Annotated in this window: 13 protein-coding genes, 1 other RNA gene and 1 other annotated feature; of the genes, 4 read left to right on the forward strand and 10 right to left on the reverse strand. The window is 43.9% G+C overall.

Annotation, left to right across the window (positions count from 1 at the left end; translation table 11 throughout):
* Positions 1 to 14: 14 nt before the first annotated feature.
* Together ABIE66_RS19105 and ABIE66_RS19110 are read left to right on the forward strand one after the other, a co-directional pair.
* A complete protein-coding gene (locus ABIE66_RS19105) occupies positions 15 to 308 on the forward strand; it encodes a hypothetical protein (RefSeq protein ID WP_370015958.1) in 294 nt (97 codons plus the stop codon).
* A 293-nt stretch (positions 309 to 601) separates the two neighbouring features.
* Entirely contained in the window at positions 602 to 847 is a 246-nt protein-coding gene (locus tag ABIE66_RS19110; RefSeq protein WP_370015959.1) for a hypothetical protein, read from the forward strand.
* A gap of 63 nt (positions 848 to 910) precedes the next feature.
* On the opposite strand, the gene ssrS is transcribed toward ABIE66_RS19110, so the two are convergent.
* The 4 genes from ssrS to ABIE66_RS19130 all read right to left on the reverse strand — a co-directional run bounded on the left by ssrS (position 911) and on the right by ABIE66_RS19130 (position 4,822).
* A non-coding RNA gene (gene ssrS / locus ABIE66_RS19115) (6S RNA) lies at positions 911 to 1,096 on the reverse strand.
* An 87-nt stretch (positions 1,097 to 1,183) separates the two neighbouring features.
* Positions 1,184 to 2,953: an aspartate--tRNA ligase gene (aspS, locus tag ABIE66_RS19120; protein ID WP_289325887.1), complete on the reverse strand. Its 1,770-nt coding sequence runs from the start codon at positions 2,951 to 2,953 to the stop codon at positions 1,184 to 1,186.
* 12 nt (positions 2,954 to 2,965) lie between these two features.
* The gene (hisS, locus tag ABIE66_RS19125) at positions 2,966 to 4,237 is read right to left on the reverse strand and encodes a histidine--tRNA ligase (RefSeq protein WP_370015960.1); all 1,272 of its coding nucleotides are present in this window, start codon (positions 4,235 to 4,237) and stop codon (positions 2,966 to 2,968) included.
* A gap of 94 nt (positions 4,238 to 4,331) precedes the next feature.
* Positions 4,332 to 4,570: a binding site (T-box leader), on the reverse strand.
* A 78-nt stretch (positions 4,571 to 4,648) separates the two neighbouring features.
* Positions 4,649 to 4,822, reverse strand: a complete 174-nt coding sequence (locus tag ABIE66_RS19130) for a hypothetical protein (protein ID WP_289315514.1) — start codon at positions 4,820 to 4,822, stop codon at positions 4,649 to 4,651.
* 129 nt (positions 4,823 to 4,951) lie between these two features.
* Here ABIE66_RS19130 and ABIE66_RS19135 point away from each other — a divergent pair, with 129 nt between their 5' ends.
* Positions 4,952 to 6,721, forward strand: a complete 1,770-nt coding sequence (locus ABIE66_RS19135; protein ID WP_370015961.1) for an N-acetylmuramoyl-L-alanine amidase family protein — start codon at positions 4,952 to 4,954, stop codon at positions 6,719 to 6,721.
* Between the two features lie 87 nt (positions 6,722 to 6,808).
* On the opposite strand, the gene dtd is transcribed toward ABIE66_RS19135, so the two are convergent.
* The 6 genes from dtd to ABIE66_RS19165 all read right to left on the reverse strand — a co-directional run bounded on the left by dtd (position 6,809) and on the right by ABIE66_RS19165 (position 15,558).
* Positions 6,809 to 7,252 carry a D-aminoacyl-tRNA deacylase gene (gene dtd, locus ABIE66_RS19140; RefSeq protein ID WP_289325890.1) on the reverse strand — a complete coding sequence of 148 codons (444 nt, stop codon included), beginning with the start codon at positions 7,250 to 7,252 and terminating at the stop codon, positions 6,809 to 6,811.
* A gap of 15 nt (positions 7,253 to 7,267) precedes the next feature.
* Positions 7,268 to 9,466: a RelA/SpoT family protein gene (locus ABIE66_RS19145; RefSeq protein WP_289325891.1), complete on the reverse strand. Its 2,199-nt coding sequence runs from the start codon at positions 9,464 to 9,466 to the stop codon at positions 7,268 to 7,270.
* Positions 9,467 to 9,781: 315 nt separating this feature from the next.
* Complete coding sequence (locus ABIE66_RS19150; protein ID WP_061464220.1) at positions 9,782 to 10,294, reverse strand: adenine phosphoribosyltransferase; 513 nt, start codon at positions 10,292 to 10,294, stop codon at positions 9,782 to 9,784.
* Complete coding sequence (gene recJ, locus ABIE66_RS19155) at positions 10,285 to 12,660, reverse strand: single-stranded-DNA-specific exonuclease RecJ (RefSeq protein WP_289325892.1); 2,376 nt, start codon at positions 12,658 to 12,660, stop codon at positions 10,285 to 10,287. Before recJ ends, ABIE66_RS19150 begins: the two co-directional genes overlap by 10 nt.
* Before the next feature lie 144 nt (positions 12,661 to 12,804).
* Entirely contained in the window at positions 12,805 to 15,066 is a 2,262-nt protein-coding gene (gene secDF / locus ABIE66_RS19160) for a protein translocase subunit SecDF (RefSeq protein WP_370015962.1), read from the reverse strand.
* Positions 15,067 to 15,252: 186 nt separating this feature from the next.
* Entirely contained in the window at positions 15,253 to 15,558 is a 306-nt protein-coding gene (locus ABIE66_RS19165) for a post-transcriptional regulator (protein WP_289315508.1), read from the reverse strand.
* Between the two features lie 170 nt (positions 15,559 to 15,728).
* Between ABIE66_RS19165 and spoVB the strand changes: the two genes are divergently transcribed.
* On the forward strand, positions 15,729 to 17,291 hold the full coding sequence (gene spoVB, locus ABIE66_RS19170) for a stage V sporulation protein B (protein WP_289325894.1): 1,563 nt from the start codon (positions 15,729 to 15,731) through the stop codon (positions 17,289 to 17,291).
* Positions 17,292 to 17,296 lie beyond the last annotated feature (5 nt).

A 17,296-nucleotide genomic window follows, 5' to 3' on the forward strand; every position in this document is an offset into this window, starting at 1 on the left:
TTTGTTCCTTACTCGTGAGTTTGGGCTTTTTACTCGTGAGTTTGCGCCACTTACTTGTGAGTTTGGGCTTTTTACTCGTCAATTTGCGCCTTTTACTCGTGAGTTTTGGCCTTTTACTCGTGAATTTGTTCCTTACTCGTGAGTTTGGGCTTTTACTCGTCAATTTGCGCCTTTTACTCGTGAGTTTGCGCCACTTACTCGTGAGTTTGGGCTATTTACTCGTGAGTTTGCGCCACTTACTTGTGAGTTTGGGCTATTTACTCGTCAACTCGGGGCTTTACTCGTCAATTCGGGGCTTTTACTCGTGAGTTTTGGCATTTACTCGTGAGTTTGCGCCACTTACTTGTGAGTTCGGGCTTTTTACTCGTGAGTTTGCGCCTTTTACTCGTGAGTTTGCGCCTTTTACTCGCGATTTACGCTATTTACTCGTGAAATCACCTCACTTACTCGTGAGTTTTGGCATTTACTCGTGGGTTTGCGCCTTTTACTCGTGAGTTTGGGCTATTTACTCGTGAGTTTGCGCCACTTACTTGTGAGTTTGGGCTTTTTACTCGTCAATTTGCGCCATTTACTCGTGAGTTTACGCTAATTACTCGTCAATTTGTTCCTTACTCGTGAGTTTGCACCTTTTACTCGTGAGTTTGCGCCTTTTACTCGTGAGCTTGCGCCTTTTACTCGTGAGCTTGCGCCTTTTACTCGTGAGTTTGCGCGTATACTCGTGAGTTTTAGCTTTTTACTCGTGAGTTTACGCTATTTACTAGTGAAATCACCTCATTTACTCGTGAGTTTGCGCCTTTTACTCGTGAATCCACGCCATTCGCTCGCAATATCATGCTTTCACTCGTAAGTTACGCTATTTTAACGCACAAAAAAACCCATGTTATTTAACATGAGTTGCTTTGTAATGTGTAAGAGTCCCAATTGTGCCGTTTACGCCTTTGTTTTGAACCCGCTCTCCGCAGGTGGGTGCTCGGTTCCTCGCGTTTGTAAGTCCTCTTCGAGGGAGGCATTTACGCGGCCAGGAAACTAGTGCTCCCGGTAACTATAAGTGTTCGGTCAAAACTTATAGGTTAAAGAACGAACACATCAGGACTCTTACTTGTTGAAGATATCATATCATAATGCTTAACTCCGTTTCAAGAGAAAGCATCTAGGTATTTTTTCGTATTTTTTCCCAGTTTTATTACTTTTTTAGTGCAGCAAGCCTTAGGTTAAGTTCGGCCAATTGCTTGTCACTTACAGCACTCGGTGCGTCAACGAGCAGGTCGCTTGCGCTGGCTGTTTTCGGGAATGCGATGGTATCGCGAAGGTTCGTGCGGCCTGCAAGCAGCATGACCATACGGTCCAATCCAAGGGCGATTCCGCCGTGTGGTGGCGTTCCGTATTCGAATGCATCCATTAGGAAGCCGAATTGTGCGTTTGCTTCTTCTTTCGAGAATCCAAGGACTTTGAACATTTTTTCCTGAACGTCGCGTTCGAAAATCCGCAGTGATCCACCGCCAAGTTCGTAGCCGTTCAAGACAAGGTCATACGCTTGTGCACGGACGCTTGCTGGGTCTGATTCCAATTTGTCCATGTCTTCACGGAATGGCATTGTGAATGGATGGTGTGCTGCATAGTAGCGTCCTTCTTCTTCGTCGTATTCAAATAATGGCCAGTCCGTCACCCATAGGAAGTTGAATTTGCTTTGATCGATCAAGCCTCTTTCTTTACCAAGCTTGTTACGAAGTGCTCCTAGTGCATCGGCGACTATGCCTTTTTTATCCGCCACGAACAAGATTAGATCGCCCACTTCGGCTTCCAATACGGATACTAATTGCTGTTGATCTTCTGCGAAGAATTTAGCGATTGGCCCTTTTACTCCGTCTTCTTCAACTTTCAGCCATGCAAGGCCTTTTGCACCGTAAATCGCTGCAAATTCAGCCAATCCGTCAATATCTTTACGGGAATAATCCGCATTTCCGTCCTTAACGACAATCGCTTTAACTTGTCCGCCGTTTGCAACAGCGCCGGTGAACACTTTGAAATCACTGTCTTTCACGATTTCCGAAACATCTTTAAGTTCCATTCCGAAACGCGTATCCGGTTTGTCGGAACCGTAACGGCTCATCGCTTCATTGTATGTCATTCTAGGGAATGGCAGTGTTACGTCAAGTCCTTTAACATCCTTCATCACTTTAGCCATCATGTTTTCTGCGGTGTTAATGATATCTTCTTGGCTCATGAAGCTTGTTTCAATATCGATTTGCGTGAATTCAGGCTGTCTGTCAGCACGTAAATCTTCATCACGGAAACAGCGGGCAATTTGATAATAACGTTCGAAACCGGATACCATCAATAGCTGCTTGAAGATTTGCGGTGATTGCGGAAGTGCATAGAACTCACCTTCGTGTACACGGCTAGGCACTAAATAATCTCGTGCTCCTTCAGGTGTACTTTTCGTTAAGATAGGTGTTTCGATATCAAGGAAGCCTTCACCGTCCAAGTAATCACGGATTGCTTTTGTTGCTTGATTACGCATTTTCAACGTTTCGAACATCGCCGGACGACGCAAGTCCAAATAACGGTATTTCAAACGGATATCTTCTGATACATCCGTTCTTTCATCAATGATGAAGGGAGGGGTTTTAGCCTCGTTTAAAATTGTAACGTTTTCTGCTTGAACTTCGATGGTACCTGTTGTTACATTCGGGTTGAAGTTGGCTTCATCACGTTTGATGACTATCCCTTGGATATCAAGGACGTATTCATTACGGATCTTTTCAGCTGTGGCCAATGCGTCTGCTGAAATGTCCGGATTGAAAACGACTTGGACGATTCCGCTTCTGTCACGCAGGTCGATGAAGATTACTCCGCCCAAATCCCGACGTTTTTGTACCCATCCTTTTAATGTTACTTTTTCACCAATAGCTGCTTCTGTCACTTCACCATTGAAGTATGTTCTGCCAAACATGGTATTTCCCCCTTAAGCCTGTAGCTTTTTGAATTGTTCAACGAATGTGGCAAGGTCCATTTGGACTTGTTCACCAGTTTCCATGAACTTTACATTGATTTTATTATTTGCCAATTCATCTTCCCCGAGTGTCGCCACATATCTCGCTTCCAGGCGGTCGGCTGATTTGAATTGAGCTTTCACTTTACGGTCTTGATAATCTTTTTCGACAGTAAAACCGGCATTCCGCAATTGATGGGCAAGTTTGACATTATAATCCTTGGCTGTTTCACCTAATGAAACAAGATAGCAGTCAATTCCCTTTTTGATCGGAAGCTCGATGTTTTCTGCTTGCAATGCTGCAATCAGGCGTTCAATGCTAAGAGCAAATCCGATACCAGGTGTTTCCGGTCCGCCAAGTTCTTCAGACAGCCCGTTATATCTGCCGCCTCCGCAAAGTGTAGTTATGGCTCCAAAGCCTTCTGCATCACTCATGATTTCAAAAGCGGTATGATTATAGTAATCCAAGCCCCGCACAAGTGTAGGATCTTCGACGAATTCTATTTCTAAATCCGTAAGATGCTGTTTCACTTTTTCGAAATAAATACGGGATTCATCATTTAAATATTCAATGATGGATGGCGCGGTGTTCATCAATTCATGATCGTGATCTTTTTTGCAATCCAGGATACGCAATGGATTTTTTTCCAGGCGGTTCTGACAATCGCCGCAAAACTCTCCAATCCGAGGTTCGAAATGTTTGATTAAAGCATTGCGATGCGCTGTCCGGCTTTCCTTATCACCAAGGCTGTTGATCACAAGTTTCAGCTTTTTCAATCCAAGTTCTTTGTATAGGTTCATCGCAAGTGAAAGAACCTCTGCATCGATTCCGGGATCCTTACTACCTAAAGCTTCGATGCCGAATTGAACGAACTGGCGGAAGCGGCCTGCTTGTGGACGTTCGTAACGGAACATCGGGCCGATATAATAAAGCTTGACCGGTTGATTGGCCCACCCGAACATTTTGTTCTCGATATATGACCGAACAACTGATGCGGTGCCTTCAGGACGAAGGGTTAAATTCCTTTCACCGCGATCTTGAAATGAATACATCTCTTTTTGTACGATATCGGTTGTATCACCTACACCACGTAAAAATAATTCGGTGTGTTCAAAAATCGGTGTGCGGATTTCTTTATATTGATAACGGTGACAAATATCACGCGCTGTCTTTTCGATATACTGCCAAATTTCCGTTTGGCCAGGCAATAAATCCTGGGTTCCTCTAGGAATCTGAATAGACATATATGTTTCCTCCTTTAAAGCAAAACGCCCTTTATCCAGCGCTATACTGATTTTTTCCAAACAAAAAACTCCCGCCCCTTGTAACTTATCCGTTACAAGGGACGAGAGTTTGGATATCCCGTGGTGCCACCCTAGTTGAAGCACAAAAAATAAGTGCCCCCGCTCAAAAACAGTTAACGCCTGTTTTACGTCCATCTCCTATTAAGTAATACCGTTCGGAGTGAAGCCTACGGAGGGTTCTTTCATTAAGTCATCATGTGGAATGCTTTCAGCCTCGGCATTTCCTCTCTTTTCATGTGTTTCTTAATTACTCTTCTCCATCATTGGTTATTGCAGTAATAAGTCTGATATTTTATAATCATACGGACGTTAACATCAAATGTCAAGGCAGGCTGAGGATTTTGTCGCATTTTATTGGTTCAAATGTTTTTTCAAATTTTTGACCGTCCGGACATTGACTCCGAATTCGGATGCCAATTCAACAAGGTTTGCGCTTTGTTCCTTCTGGATGAAATCGTGAAAATCGACACCTAATACTTGATTGCCTCCGCTTAAGCTCGTTTGATCTTTTTCGCTGAATTTCATGTAGGTTCCCTCCTCGAGTTATATAAGCTTTATTCTTCCCAAAAAAAAATGTTTTTTGCACTGGGAAAGAGGGAAATTTTTATTGAACGAGAATACATACATATAGACATTAAAAGGGAGAGACAACTTATGAAGAAGAAATCGGGTTTATTCTGCCTGATCCTGATGCTGATGATCTCAGCAATATTCCCCGTCAATCATGCTTTTGGAAAAGAAGAAGGGGAAATTATCGTGACGTCCAAAGTGGTCAATGTCCGTGAAGGTGCAGGTCTCAGTTTCCCTATCGTAAAAAAACTGGCAAAAGGGGAATCGTATCCAATTCTGAAAGAAGATGGCGACTGGATTGAAATCCGGATTGGCGTCGGCAAAACAGGATGGGTCGCCAATTGGTTAGTGGAGAGAAAATCGGAGTCGGATACCAATCAGGTCAAAAAGGAATCCGGACAAGGCATGATATCCGGTAGCTCCGTCCGCGTCCGTACAGGTCCCGGAACTACATTTCAAACGGTTGGTTCCTTGAGTAAAGGAACAGCTGTTGACATTATTGAAAAGAATGAAAATTGGATAAAGGTCAAAACGGCGGATATCGAAGGTTGGGTCTCTTCTGACTACCTTAAGCTTCCCGCCTCATCAGGGAATGCAGCGAAGAAAGATTCTACTAAGGTAAAAGAAACGAATCAATCCGTAAAAACCGGAGTCACTTTGGTGGACCGGCTCAATATCCGTTCGGAACCATCGAAAAGCAGTGCCGCGCTCGGAAAGCTGAATAAAAATACGGCAGTGACCGTTTACAGGGTTGAAAATGAATGGGCTGAAATTGATTTCCAAGGAGTCCGGGGTTGGGTAGCTGAACCTTACATACAAATAAGCGAAGATGAAGATGATACGAAAATTAATATGGCAGGCGCGACTGCAAGGGTGACCGCTGAAGGTTTAAATGTCCGGAAAGATGCCTCTCTCAGCAGCAAGGTCATCGGTTCGGTGAACAAGGATGAGACATACGCCATCTTGCAAACAAAGGGGAAAATGACGCAGATCCAACTTTCCGGTTCAAAAAAGGGCTGGGTAGTGAGTTGGTACTTGGAAAAAGAGAATGTTGAACAAACGACTAAGGAAAAGAAGATTGATATAAAAGGAAACAAGATAACCATCATTCATGACGGAACGATCCTTAGAAGTGAGCCTGATGGTGACTCGGAAATCGTAGAGCAGGTCAATGAAGGTGAAACGTTCTCCGCATCAGGTAAGGAAGGCGACTGGTATTCCATTAAACTAAAGAGCGGAAAAACCGCTTATGTGGCTGGATGGATCGTGACGATCGAAGGGAATTCCGAACAGATCCAACGACCTGGCGTTGAAAAATATTTAAAGGATAAAACCATCGTTATCGATCCCGGCCATGGCGGCAGGGATAGTGGTACAGTAGGGGTCGGTGGCACTCTTGAGAAAAATCTGACGATCCGGACGGCTGAGTTGCTGCGGGACAAACTTCAGGCGGCAGGAGCAAAAGTTATCCTGACCAGAAGCGGCAATACCTATGTTCCACTTCCTTCCCGGGTCGGCACTTCACATATCCATAACGCGGATGCTTTCATCAGTCTCCATTATGATAGCACCAAGGACCAGATCACCAGCGGGATAACTACATACTACTATCATGACTACCAACGTTCATTGGCCATTACACTGGCCAATTCACTCGGTTCCACCATGCAGGTGCCCAACCGCGGATCACGTTACGGGAATTTTCATGTTACCCGTGAAAACAAACGTGTAGCTACACTTATTGAACTTGGTTATTTAAGTAATCCGGTTGAAGAATTGACGTTAACATCGAATGAGTATCAAGAAAAGATCACATCGGCCATCTATAATGGATTGGCGCGGTATTTCAAATAAAGACAAGACAAGCCAGCTTCCCGTCGAAGCTGGCTTGTCCATTCGTCGGCATTTATTTACCCAAACAAAAAAACCTGCAGCAGCAGGTTATTTTTTGCTTTCAAGTATTAATGTAACGGGACCATCATTAGTAAGCTGAACGTCCATCATGGCACCAAATTGACCTGTTTCCGTATGGACGCCTTTCTTGCGGAGTTCCTCGTTAAATGCTTCATATAATTCATTCGCCTCTTCAGGACGGGCGGCGTCCATGAAGTTCGGTCGACGGCCTTTACGGCAATCGCCGTATAGGGTAAATTGCGAAACTGATAAAATAGAACCTCCTACATCCAATAGTGAGTGGTTCATCTTTTCATTTTCATCTTCAAATATCCTGAGATTGACAATCTTATCGGCCAAATATACGGCGTCATCGATGGTATCCCCATGGGTGATACCAACCAGCAGAACGAGTCCGCTGTCGATTTGCCCGATTACTTGGTCTGCAACAACGACTTTTGCCGCTTTGGAACGTTGTAAAACAACACGCATGGTAATAAAAACTCCTTAGTTCATTATCCTTCTGACGGAATAAACATCTGAAATTTGTTTTATACGGTCGACTACCTTTTGTAAATGGGCAATGTTATGAATGTAAATCGACATGTGAATGGTCGCCACCTTATTCCTGTCGGATTTACCAGAGACCGCTGAAATGTTGGTCTTGGTTTCATTGACTGCCTGCAGCACTTCGTTTAATAAGCCGCGACGGTCATACCCGCTGATTTCAATTTCAACGATGTATTCCTTGCGTTCGTTAATTGTACTTTCCCATTCAACCGGTACCAGGCGATGATCGGAATCCCCGCTTTCCAGGTTCGGGCAGTCTTGTCTATGGACTGAAACTCCACGGCCTTTGGTTATATAACCAACGATTTCATCTCCAGGAACTGGGTTACAACAGCGTGATAAACGGATAAGTAGGTTATCAATCCCCGGCACCTGTACACCTGAGTCACGTTTTTTAGTTGAATTGGAGAAGGTTTTCAGATCGGCTACCGCTTCTGAAATATCTGCTTCCTGCTCGACCATTTTCTGCTTTCGCCATTTTTCGGTAAGGCGGTTAGCTACCTGAAGGGCAGTTATTCCGTTATACCCGACTGCTGCATACATATCTTCTTCATTCAGGAAGTTGAATTTATCTGCAACACGCCTGATGTTCTCGGGAGTCAGGATTTCCTTCAGGTCAAACTCCATATCCTTGATTTCTTTTTCAACAAGCTCTTTGCCTTTTTCGATATTTTCTTCCCGGCGCTGCTTTTTGAAAAATTGGCGGATTTTATTTTTAGCTTGAGATGTTTGCGTGAGTTTTAGCCAGTCCTGACTTGGACCATATGAATGCTTCGATGTTAAGATTTCAATGATGTCGCCAGTTTTCAGTTTATAATCCAGCGGCACCATTTTCCCGTTCACTTTGGCACCAATCGTTTTGTTTCCAATTTCCGAATGGATCCGGTAAGCGAAATCAATCGGGTTGGAACCTGATGGGAGTTCGATGACATCGCCTTTAGGTGTGAAAATGAATACCATATCAGAAAAAAGATCTATTTTAAGGGATTCCATGAATTCCTCGGCATTAGTCGCGTCATCCTGGAATTCAAGAATTTCCCGGAACCAAGTCAATTTTTCTTCTAATGAAGGCTGTTCACCGACATCTTTTCCTTCTTTATAAGCCCAGTGCGCGGCAACCCCGAACTCGGCAATGCGATGCATATCGGAAGTACGGATCTGCACTTCGAGCGGATCGCCTTTCGGACCGATTACCGTCGTATGGAGCGATTGATACATATTCGGCTTCGGCATCGCGATATAGTCTTTAAATCGGCCAGGCATCGGCTTCCAGCATGTGTGGATGATCCCTAAAACCGCATAGCAATCTTTTATGCTATTGACGACGATCCGAACTGCAAGCAAATCATAAATTTCACTGAACTGCTTATTCTGCAAAGCCATTTTGCGATAAATGCTGTATATATGTTTCGGCCTGCCGGAAAGGTCAGCCTTAATGTTGACTTCCTCAACGTTTTTCCGCACTTCATCAATGACTTCTTCCAGATACTCTTCACGTTCTGCACGCTTTTTCTTCATCAGGTTAACGATTCGGTAATACTGCTGAGGATTCAAATACCTTAGTGCAGTATCTTCAAGTTCCCATTTAATCGTGCTGATACCAAGACGATGGGCAAGCGGTGCAAAGATTTCCAACGTCTCGTTCGATATCCTTCTCTGCTTCTCCTGCGGCAGATGCTTCAATGTCCGCATATTGTGCAGTCTGTCGGCAAGCTTTATCAAGATTACCCGGATATCCTGGGCCATCGCCACGAACATTTTCCGATGGTTTTCCGCCTGCTGCTCTTGCTGTGATTTATACTTGATTTTCCCTAATTTGGTCACGCCATCCACGAGCATGGCGACTTCAGGACTGAAATTTTCTTCAATATCCTTCAGAGTGATCTCCGTATCTTCAACAACATCATGTAAAAAACCTGCCGCAATAGTTGCAGGGTCCATTTCAAGATCAGCCAGAATGCCCGCCACTTGAATCGGATGAATAATATACGGCTCTCCCGATTTACGGAATTGTTCTCGGTGAGCATATTCTGCATACTTAAACGCTCTATGAATAAATTCAGCTTCTTCCGGCTGAAGATATAAGCTGGCACGTTCTACAACCTGCTCGGCAGTCAATATTTGATCATTAGCCATTTAATCACCTTAACCCCACTTTAACTGCCACCGGTATGATCCGGATTGAGTATGATTGGTAGCACTTCCCTTTATTCTGCAAAACGTGACAATTTTTGCGAAAAAAAATAAATCCGCTTAAACGGATACAAGTGCAAATAAACTTATTAGCAGAAAAACTCTTTATTATTACTATTATCGAAAAAAAAGGCAAGGATGTAAAGGGTTAAACGTGTATTTTATAAAGAATAATGCATTTTTTCACTGGAAATTCGACAAAATCCAGTTAAAACGAGTAAAACAGAAAGAGCACCCTGGTCAGAGTGCTCTTCTTTATTAAAAGCTCATTAATGTCAAGACATCATAGCCGTCTAATTTATCTTTACCATCCAAGTCCGTCAATTCAATAAGGAATGCAATCCCGGCTACAATTCCGCCAAGCTGTTCAACCAATTTGATCGTCGCTTCGATTGTTCCGCCAGTAGCAAGTAAATCGTCGGTAATCAGGATACGCTGTCCCGGTTTGATGGCATCTTTATGGATCGTCAAAACATCCTTGCCATATTCTAATCCATATTCGACTTTTATCGTTTCACGTGGAAGTTTTCCTTCTTTTCTCACTGGCGCAAAGCCGACTTCCAATGAGTATGCGACTGGACATCCGATAATGAATCCGCGTGCTTCCGGTCCGACCACTAAATCGATATTTTTATCGCGAGCATACTCGACGATTTGGTCTGTTGCGTATTTATAAGCTGCGCCGTTATCCATTAATGTTGTAATATCTTTGAAGACAATACCCGGTTTTGGCCAGTCTTGCACAATTGTTACATATTGCTTTAAATCCATTGCTTTGTTTCCTCCTCAAGGTCTGTTGCCTCATGGACTAAATAATGATTGAACCAATCGAATAATTGCTGATAGGAAGAATAAACTAGCTCTTGTTCAAGCTCAAATTGCTCTTTCTTTCTTATATACGATTCAGATTCACTGAGATCGCGTTTTTTCGCATTGGTTGTAAGCATAATTAACCCATTCTCTATTGTAACAAAATCAAGCTCAAAAAACACCTTAGAAATGAAATCCACGGTATCCCTTGACCAGCCGCGGTATTTGGCAAGGTCATCACCATATCTTTTCACATCGAGCGGACCCTTTTTGGCAAGGAAGGCGTAAAACCATTTAAAATGGTCCCTTGTTGGCATCGTACTTAAGAAATGGTCCTGTTCATGTGAAAGGTGAGCGTAGATACGCGATGGATTCTTATTGGCAATGACCCGTTTCAAATATTCCCTTAACGGTGGCATGTCCATAAAAACCACATGTCCTTCTAGGCAGTCGAGCTGATCTGCATCCTGTTCATTCTTGATATGAACAAGATCCGGATGGTTTCGTAAAAAGGGATATCTGCTATAAATATCTTCCGAGAAAATGACGATTTTCCGGTTTTGTGCCGGAATGTCGGCAAGCCACTTCTCTGCCTGGCCCTTGCCGCGGTAATCGAATAACTGCCAATGGTTCACCGAGACATCCTGGACAAAGATCTGGGGCTTTTTCATATTATTCCACTCATTGATGGAAAGCTCTCCAATCACCGAGACTTCAGCGTGCGGCGCTAATTCATCCACAAAATGACCGAGACCGAAGCCTACGCCATCAAGTTTATGATTTTCACCATCTTCCAGCTGGACCTTCAAGTGATTTTGGTTGGCACCAATTTTACGGGCGCTTGAAAGTTGTACGGAATCTATCAAAATCTTCGGCTTAGGATTCGTAACCCCGAATGGCGCTAGCAGGCTCATCTCCTGAATCGTTTGAACGGAAACTTCAGCTAAAGTCGTAGCACCGTCCAAATTTGTAATGGGTGTGAAGTCCTCTTCATTCAGTTGCTCCTTCGCAATCAAGTTCATGCGGTCCCTAAGCTCCTGAACATCTTCAATTTTCAATGTCATTCCAGCAGCCATAGGATGGCCACCAAAATGAGGCAGTAATTCACGGCAAGTGGACAGACTTTCAAATAGATCGAAACCGGCGATACTCCGAGCAGAACCTTTAGCGTATCCCTTTTCCCGGTCATAGCTCAATACAATCGTGGGCCGGTAAAAGCGTTCAACCAGTTTAGAGGCCACAATCCCCACAACACCGGCGTTCCAGCCTTCCCTGCCGATGATGAGCACACCATTCGACTCCGGCGGGAAGTTTTCCTCAACTTCAGAAATCGCTTCTTCCGCCATCTCTGCAACCATAGCCTGCCGCTCTTTATTGATATCATTGATTTCATTGGCGAGTTCCGTCGCTTCTTCCAGGCTTTCAGACATCAATAAATCCACAGCGGGGTCGGCATCTCCAAGACGTCCGACCGCATTGATCCGTGGTGCCATCGCAAAGCCGATCGATTCTTCATTCAATGCTTCCTGCTGAACATTCGCCACTTTCATTAATGCAACAAGTCCCGGACGGCGGGTCAAACGTAACTGCTCGATGCCTTTTGCAGCAATGACGCGGTTTTCCCCTTGTAAAGGCACTAAATCCGCTATGGTGCCAATTGCCGCTATTTCAAGCAAATCCTCAGGCAATTCTCCAAGCAAGGCGTGTGCCAGCTTAAAAGCGACCCCTACTCCCGCAAGGTCTTTAAATGGATAGGAACTGCCCTCAAGTTTAGGATGGATGATTGCCAATGCTTCAGGCAATTCCGGTCCCGGTTCATGGTGGTCGGTCAAAATATAATCCATTCCAAGCTCTCCGGCAAGCTTCGCTTCATCGATTGCAGAAATTCCTGTATCGACGGTTATCAATACCTTCACCCCTTGCTCAGCTGCAAGGCGGAACGCCATTGGATTCGGTCCATACCCCTCTGTAAACCGATTCGGGATATAAAAATCCACATCGGCTCCCAATCTCGTTAGTGCCGTCATCATCACTGTGGTCGATGTCACGCCATCCGCGTCATAATCACCGAATATACGTATTTTTTCTCCATTTTGAATGGCTTCTCTTATTCTATATACTGCTTTATCCATATCTTTCAATAAAAATGGATCATGAAAAGTTTGATTTTTTACAAATAAAAATGATCGGGCACTTTCAATCGTATCCAGGCCTCGATTCACAAGCAACGCTGCAACCAAAGGTGTGATATGGAGCTCTTCAGCTAGTGCAGCAACTTTGTTTTCATCGGCAGTTCGCAAGTTCCACCGAGTTTTTGGCTTTAACATTAATTCACCCCTCAACTTACTCATTATACAAAACGGCAATAACGGTTTCAATTTATTTTAAACTCAAAAATGGCTGTAATTCCCTATTCAACAAGTTAGTCTCACAAAAAGAAGGCTGGCATCATGCCAGCCCCCTCTCTCCTATTAAACTTGTCCTTCAAGACTTTGTTTCTTCTCTTTTGCGGTATTCAGCGGACCTTTCTTCTTCAATTCCCTGATTTTCAAATCAAGCCAGAATTGGGAAGCAATCAATAGTGATGAATACACGCCGCATATTAAACCGATAAACAGTGCAATCGAGAAGTTTCGGATAGCTTCACTGCCGAATATCGCCAACGCGATAACCGTAATGAGAACGGTCAGTACTGTGTTAATGGATCTCGTCAAAGTTTGCCTGATACTGATGTTTACAATGTTCTCAAGTTCTTCGACGGTTTTGACTTTACGACTGAAGCGTAAGTTTTCACGAATGCGGTCAAAGGTTACAATCGTATCATTGATCGAATAACCGACGATCGTCAGAACCGCAGCAATGAAGGTGATATCCACTTCAAGCCGAAGTAAGCTGAAAACCGTTATGATGAAGAATGCGTCATGTATTAGCGCTACGACGGCCGGTACAGCCATTCGCCATTCAAATCGTATCGATACATACAATATGATTCCGATTGATGCAATCGCTAACGCAAACATGGCATTTTTCGCAAGTTCTTTCCCGACTGTCGGCGAAACGGTGCTGACATTCGGTTCTGCTCCGTAATCCTTCTTGAAGTGGTCCTTCAATTCAGCGATTTCCTGTTTATCAAGGACACCGACTGTCCGAACGACAGCGTTTTTATTTTCTTTTCCAGCGAGCCTGACATCCTTGATGTCCTTTTTGTCAATACCGACCTTGCTCATTTCGGTTTTGACTTGCTGAGTCGTCAAGACATCTTTGGACGCAATCTCAATTCTGGTACCGCTCGTGAAATCAATCCCTAGATTCAATCTGAAGACGAGCAGGAAAATAATCCCGATAATCGTGACACCGATTGAAATGCCATAAAAAACTTTCCGATGTTTGACGAAATCGATTTTATCAAAGCGTGTTGGCAATGACATTAATTCAATTTTCTCGGATAAATCGTGAATGTATTTCTTTTTCACGCCAAACCATGTTGTACGTTTGTCCAGGAACCCGCTATTCACCCACAGGCTCATGAAAAGACGTGTACCATAGACGGCTGTAATGAAACTCATTAAAATTGAAATGATCAAAGTTGTTGCAAACCCTTTAACCGAGCTTGTTCCATAATAGAACAGAACGGCTGCAGCCAGCAAGGTCGTTAAGTTCGCATCCGTGATCGTAGCAAGTGAATTTTTCGTACCTTCTTTATAAGCTGCTTTAACTGAACGGCCAAGTTTCAGCTCATCCCTGATTCGCTCGTAGGTTATGATGTTGGCATCGACAGCCATCCCGACCCCGAGTACCAATGCCGCAATACCAGGCAGCGTAAGGACTGCATTCATCCAATCAAACACTAATAGCGTCAAGAAAATGTATATGCTTAAAGTGACGACTGCAATGAATCCCGGGAAGCGGTAATACACAAGCATGAACATAAAAACAAGTGCAATTCCGATTATTCCCGCAAAAATGGTATCATTCAGCGCACCCGCGCCAAATTGGGCACCTACAGAAGTGGAGTACTTTTCTTTTAAATCTACAGGCAGGGCACCCGCATCCAGAAGGGCTGCAAGCTCTTTCGCTTCTTCCACCGTGAATTGACCTGTAATATATACCTTCTTCGTATTGAAAACTTCACTGACAGCTGGAGCTGAAATCATATTGTCCTGTGAAGCTGTATCTTTAATGGAATCTTTTCCTTCTTCGAAATCCAACCAGATTGCAAGGACATTAGTCGGACTTTCCATCGAGGAAATTTTTTGGGTGATATCCTTAAATTTATTCACATCTTTCAATGTGACTTCGACAACCGGTTTATTATCTTGGAACGTTTGTTTCGCGCCGCCTTCTTTCAGGTCAGCACCGGTCATCATTTCCTTATCGTTATAATCACGGAAGGATAATTTAGCTTGTGTCGAAAGGATTTCCCGAGCGTTGTTTTGGTCTTTGACTCCAGCCAATTGAACGCGGATCCGGTCTTTCCCTTCGATTTGAATGTTAGGTTCGCTAACGCCCAAAACATTGACACGCCGCTCAAGCGAGCTTACTGTAGCCCGTAAAACATCCGGGGTGATCTTTTCCCCAGACAGCGGTTTTACTTCATATAACACTTCAAAGCCGCCTTGAAGATCAAGACCCAGCTTGATATCCTTTAGGATTCCTTTTGAAGTCGATCCCATCGCTGCGAAAATCAAAAGTGCAATTAGAAAAAACGCAACGATCCTGCCTCTTTTTACCATTATGTAGTAGGCCCCTTTCTATAATACGCCTGTTCCTGAAGTTTAAAAATAGTTTATATGATAACTGCATACCCTTTGCTTCTGGAGAAAAAAGACACAGCTTCCCATGCTTTTTCCCAAAAAAAGCATAACCATATCCATTATGAGTCATATACAAACAGCTGTCAATTTAAGTATATCTTTGCATCATTCTTTTAAAAGTTCCTTCAGTTCCTCTTCAGAAAGCGGCTCAAATAGGTTTGGTGATTTATAAGCTTCGACCATTTGGAAAGTCATGAACTGGTTGCTCGAAAATGTCACGATATCTGCGACAAGTTCATGAAGGTGAATGTTTTCCTGCGGACGCTTCCATTTATTTTTGGTCAAGGTTCCCCATATGTCTTCCTCTGTTACGGCATTCAATCCGACCATTTCGAATTCCTCACGCTTGCTCTTCAAAAATGGGCGTACCTTTAGATAATACCTTTGATAGGGATGATTCTTTTTCGCCATCACTTTGCCTCCAGTAAAAATGATTCTCAAATGAATGCGCATTTTCTTAGAAGAGTTTCAATCATTTGTTAGAACGCAAACAAACACTTTTGTCATGCTTTGTCCAAGTACAAGCATATAGATAATTGTATAGCATAACCGCTTTTTTGAGAAGGAAGGAAGGGAGTTCAATGTCCAAATTTTTAAAAGGGACGCTGATTTTATTAGTCGCAAGCCTGATAACAAGGGTTCTTGGTTTCATTAACCGCATTGTCATCGCCCGCTTCATCGGCGAAGAAGGCGTTGGTTTATATATGATGGCTTTACCGACCCTATTTCTCGTCGTAAACATTACCCAGTTAGGCCTGCCTATCGCCATTTCCAAATACGTGGCAGAGGCAAATGCCAGAGGTGATGAACGGAAAATCAAGAAAATCCTTGTCGTCTCTTTGGCCTGCACCTTTACGCTATCGATGATTTTCACTCCCGCAATGCTGCTTTTCGCGCCGGTGCTCTCAGAATATCTATTCACTGACGAACGGACGGTATGGCCGCTCATGGCGATTGCTCCTATCGTACCGATCATAGCCATTTCATCCGTACTGCGCGGTTATTTCCAAGGCAAGCAAAATATGAAGCCCTTCGCTTTCTCACAAGTTATCGAGCAGGTGGCACGAATCACGTTCATAGCCGTCCTGACGAAGGCCTTTTTACCATATGGAATCGAATACGCTGCTGCCGGGGCGATGTTCGCTTCTATTATTGGTGAGCTTGTATCTCTCTTCTACTTATTGACTAGTTTTAAGTTAAAGAAACATTTTAAGTTCCGGAAAGGTTTCTTCAAGAATGTCAAATCCGGAAAAGGAACGTTCACCGAATTGATGGGGATCGCCCTTCCATCCACCGGAAGCAGGATGATTGGATCGGTTTCGTGGTTTTTCGAACCGATAGTGGTCGCCCAGAGTTTGGCAATCGCCGGCGTCACCGCGGCTGCAGCCACCAGTCAATACGGGGAGTTAACAGGATACGCACTGCCTTTACTCATGCTTCCGTCATTCGTTACATCCTCGTTGGCGACGGCCCTTGTCCCGGCAGTGAGCGAAGCCCGTACGACCGGAAATTTTTTACTCGTTGAACATAGGCTTCAACAGGCCTTGAAAATCACCTTTATCACAGGCTGTTTAGCTATCGTCATTCTGTTTATCTTTGCCGAACCGATTTTACAAGTCATGTATGGCTCTTCGCATGCTGCTGTTTTCATTAAATTCCTGGCACCTTTTTTCATCCTTTATTACTTTCAATATCCGCTGCAATCCATGCTGCAAGCACTGGATCTTGCAAAGGCCGCAATGTTCAACAGCCTGGCTGGGAATATCCTTAAAATCGGTGTGATCTGGCTGCTGGCGTCAAAGGAAAGCTTCGGGATCATGGGAGCCGCAATCGGGATAGCCGTCGGTACAATGCTCGTTACCTTCCTGCATTTTTCAACCGTGCTGAAGGTCGTCCCTTTCACGCTTCATTTCCGCAGCTATATGTCAGCTTTGGTCCTTGCTTTAATTTCCGGATGGGGCGGTTATTACCTTTATCAATTCCCGCTCTCCTCACAGCCTCTTGGCATACGGCTTTTGCTTTCCGTGACGGTCGTTATCCTGCTGTTCACATTTTTCCTGCTCATGACCGGCAGCATAAAAAAGGCGGATCTAATCAGGATACCTGTTGTGGGCGGCTTTTTATCAAAATTCGCATGGAAATAAAATGA

The organism is Peribacillus sp. B2I2 (assembly GCF_041261685.1).
Classification (GTDB): domain Bacteria; phylum Bacillota; class Bacilli; order Bacillales; family DSM-1321; genus Peribacillus.

Bases quoted from the DNA above. Each gene is read 5' to 3' on its own strand.
- aspS (WP_289325887.1), bottom strand. From the start codon at position 2,953: ATGTTTGGCAGAACATACTTCAATGGTGAAGTGACAGAAGCAGCTATT.
- hisS (WP_370015960.1), bottom strand. From the start codon at position 4,237: ATGTCTATTCAGATTCCTAGAGGAACCCAGGATTTATTGCCTGGCCAA.
- ABIE66_RS19130 (WP_289315514.1), bottom strand. From the start codon at position 4,822: ATGAAATTCAGCGAAAAAGATCAAACGAGCTTAAGCGGAGGCAATCAA.
- ABIE66_RS19135 (WP_370015961.1), top strand. From the start codon at position 4,952: ATGAAGAAGAAATCGGGTTTATTCTGCCTGATCCTGATGCTGATGATC.
- dtd (WP_289325890.1), bottom strand. From the start codon at position 7,252: ATGCGTGTTGTTTTACAACGTTCCAAAGCGGCAAAAGTCGTTGTTGCA.
- ABIE66_RS19145 (WP_289325891.1), bottom strand. From the start codon at position 9,466: ATGGCTAATGATCAAATATTGACTGCCGAGCAGGTTGTAGAACGTGCC.
- ABIE66_RS19150 (WP_061464220.1), bottom strand. From the start codon at position 10,294: ATGGATTTAAAGCAATATGTAACAATTGTGCAAGACTGGCCAAAACCG.
- recJ (WP_289325892.1), bottom strand. From the start codon at position 12,660: ATGTTAAAGCCAAAAACTCGGTGGAACTTGCGAACTGCCGATGAAAAC.
- secDF (WP_370015962.1), bottom strand. From the start codon at position 15,066: ATGGTAAAAAGAGGCAGGATCGTTGCGTTTTTTCTAATTGCACTTTTG.
- ABIE66_RS19165 (WP_289315508.1), bottom strand. From the start codon at position 15,558: ATGGCGAAAAAGAATCATCCCTATCAAAGGTATTATCTAAAGGTACGC.
- spoVB (WP_289325894.1), top strand. From the start codon at position 15,729: ATGTCCAAATTTTTAAAAGGGACGCTGATTTTATTAGTCGCAAGCCTG.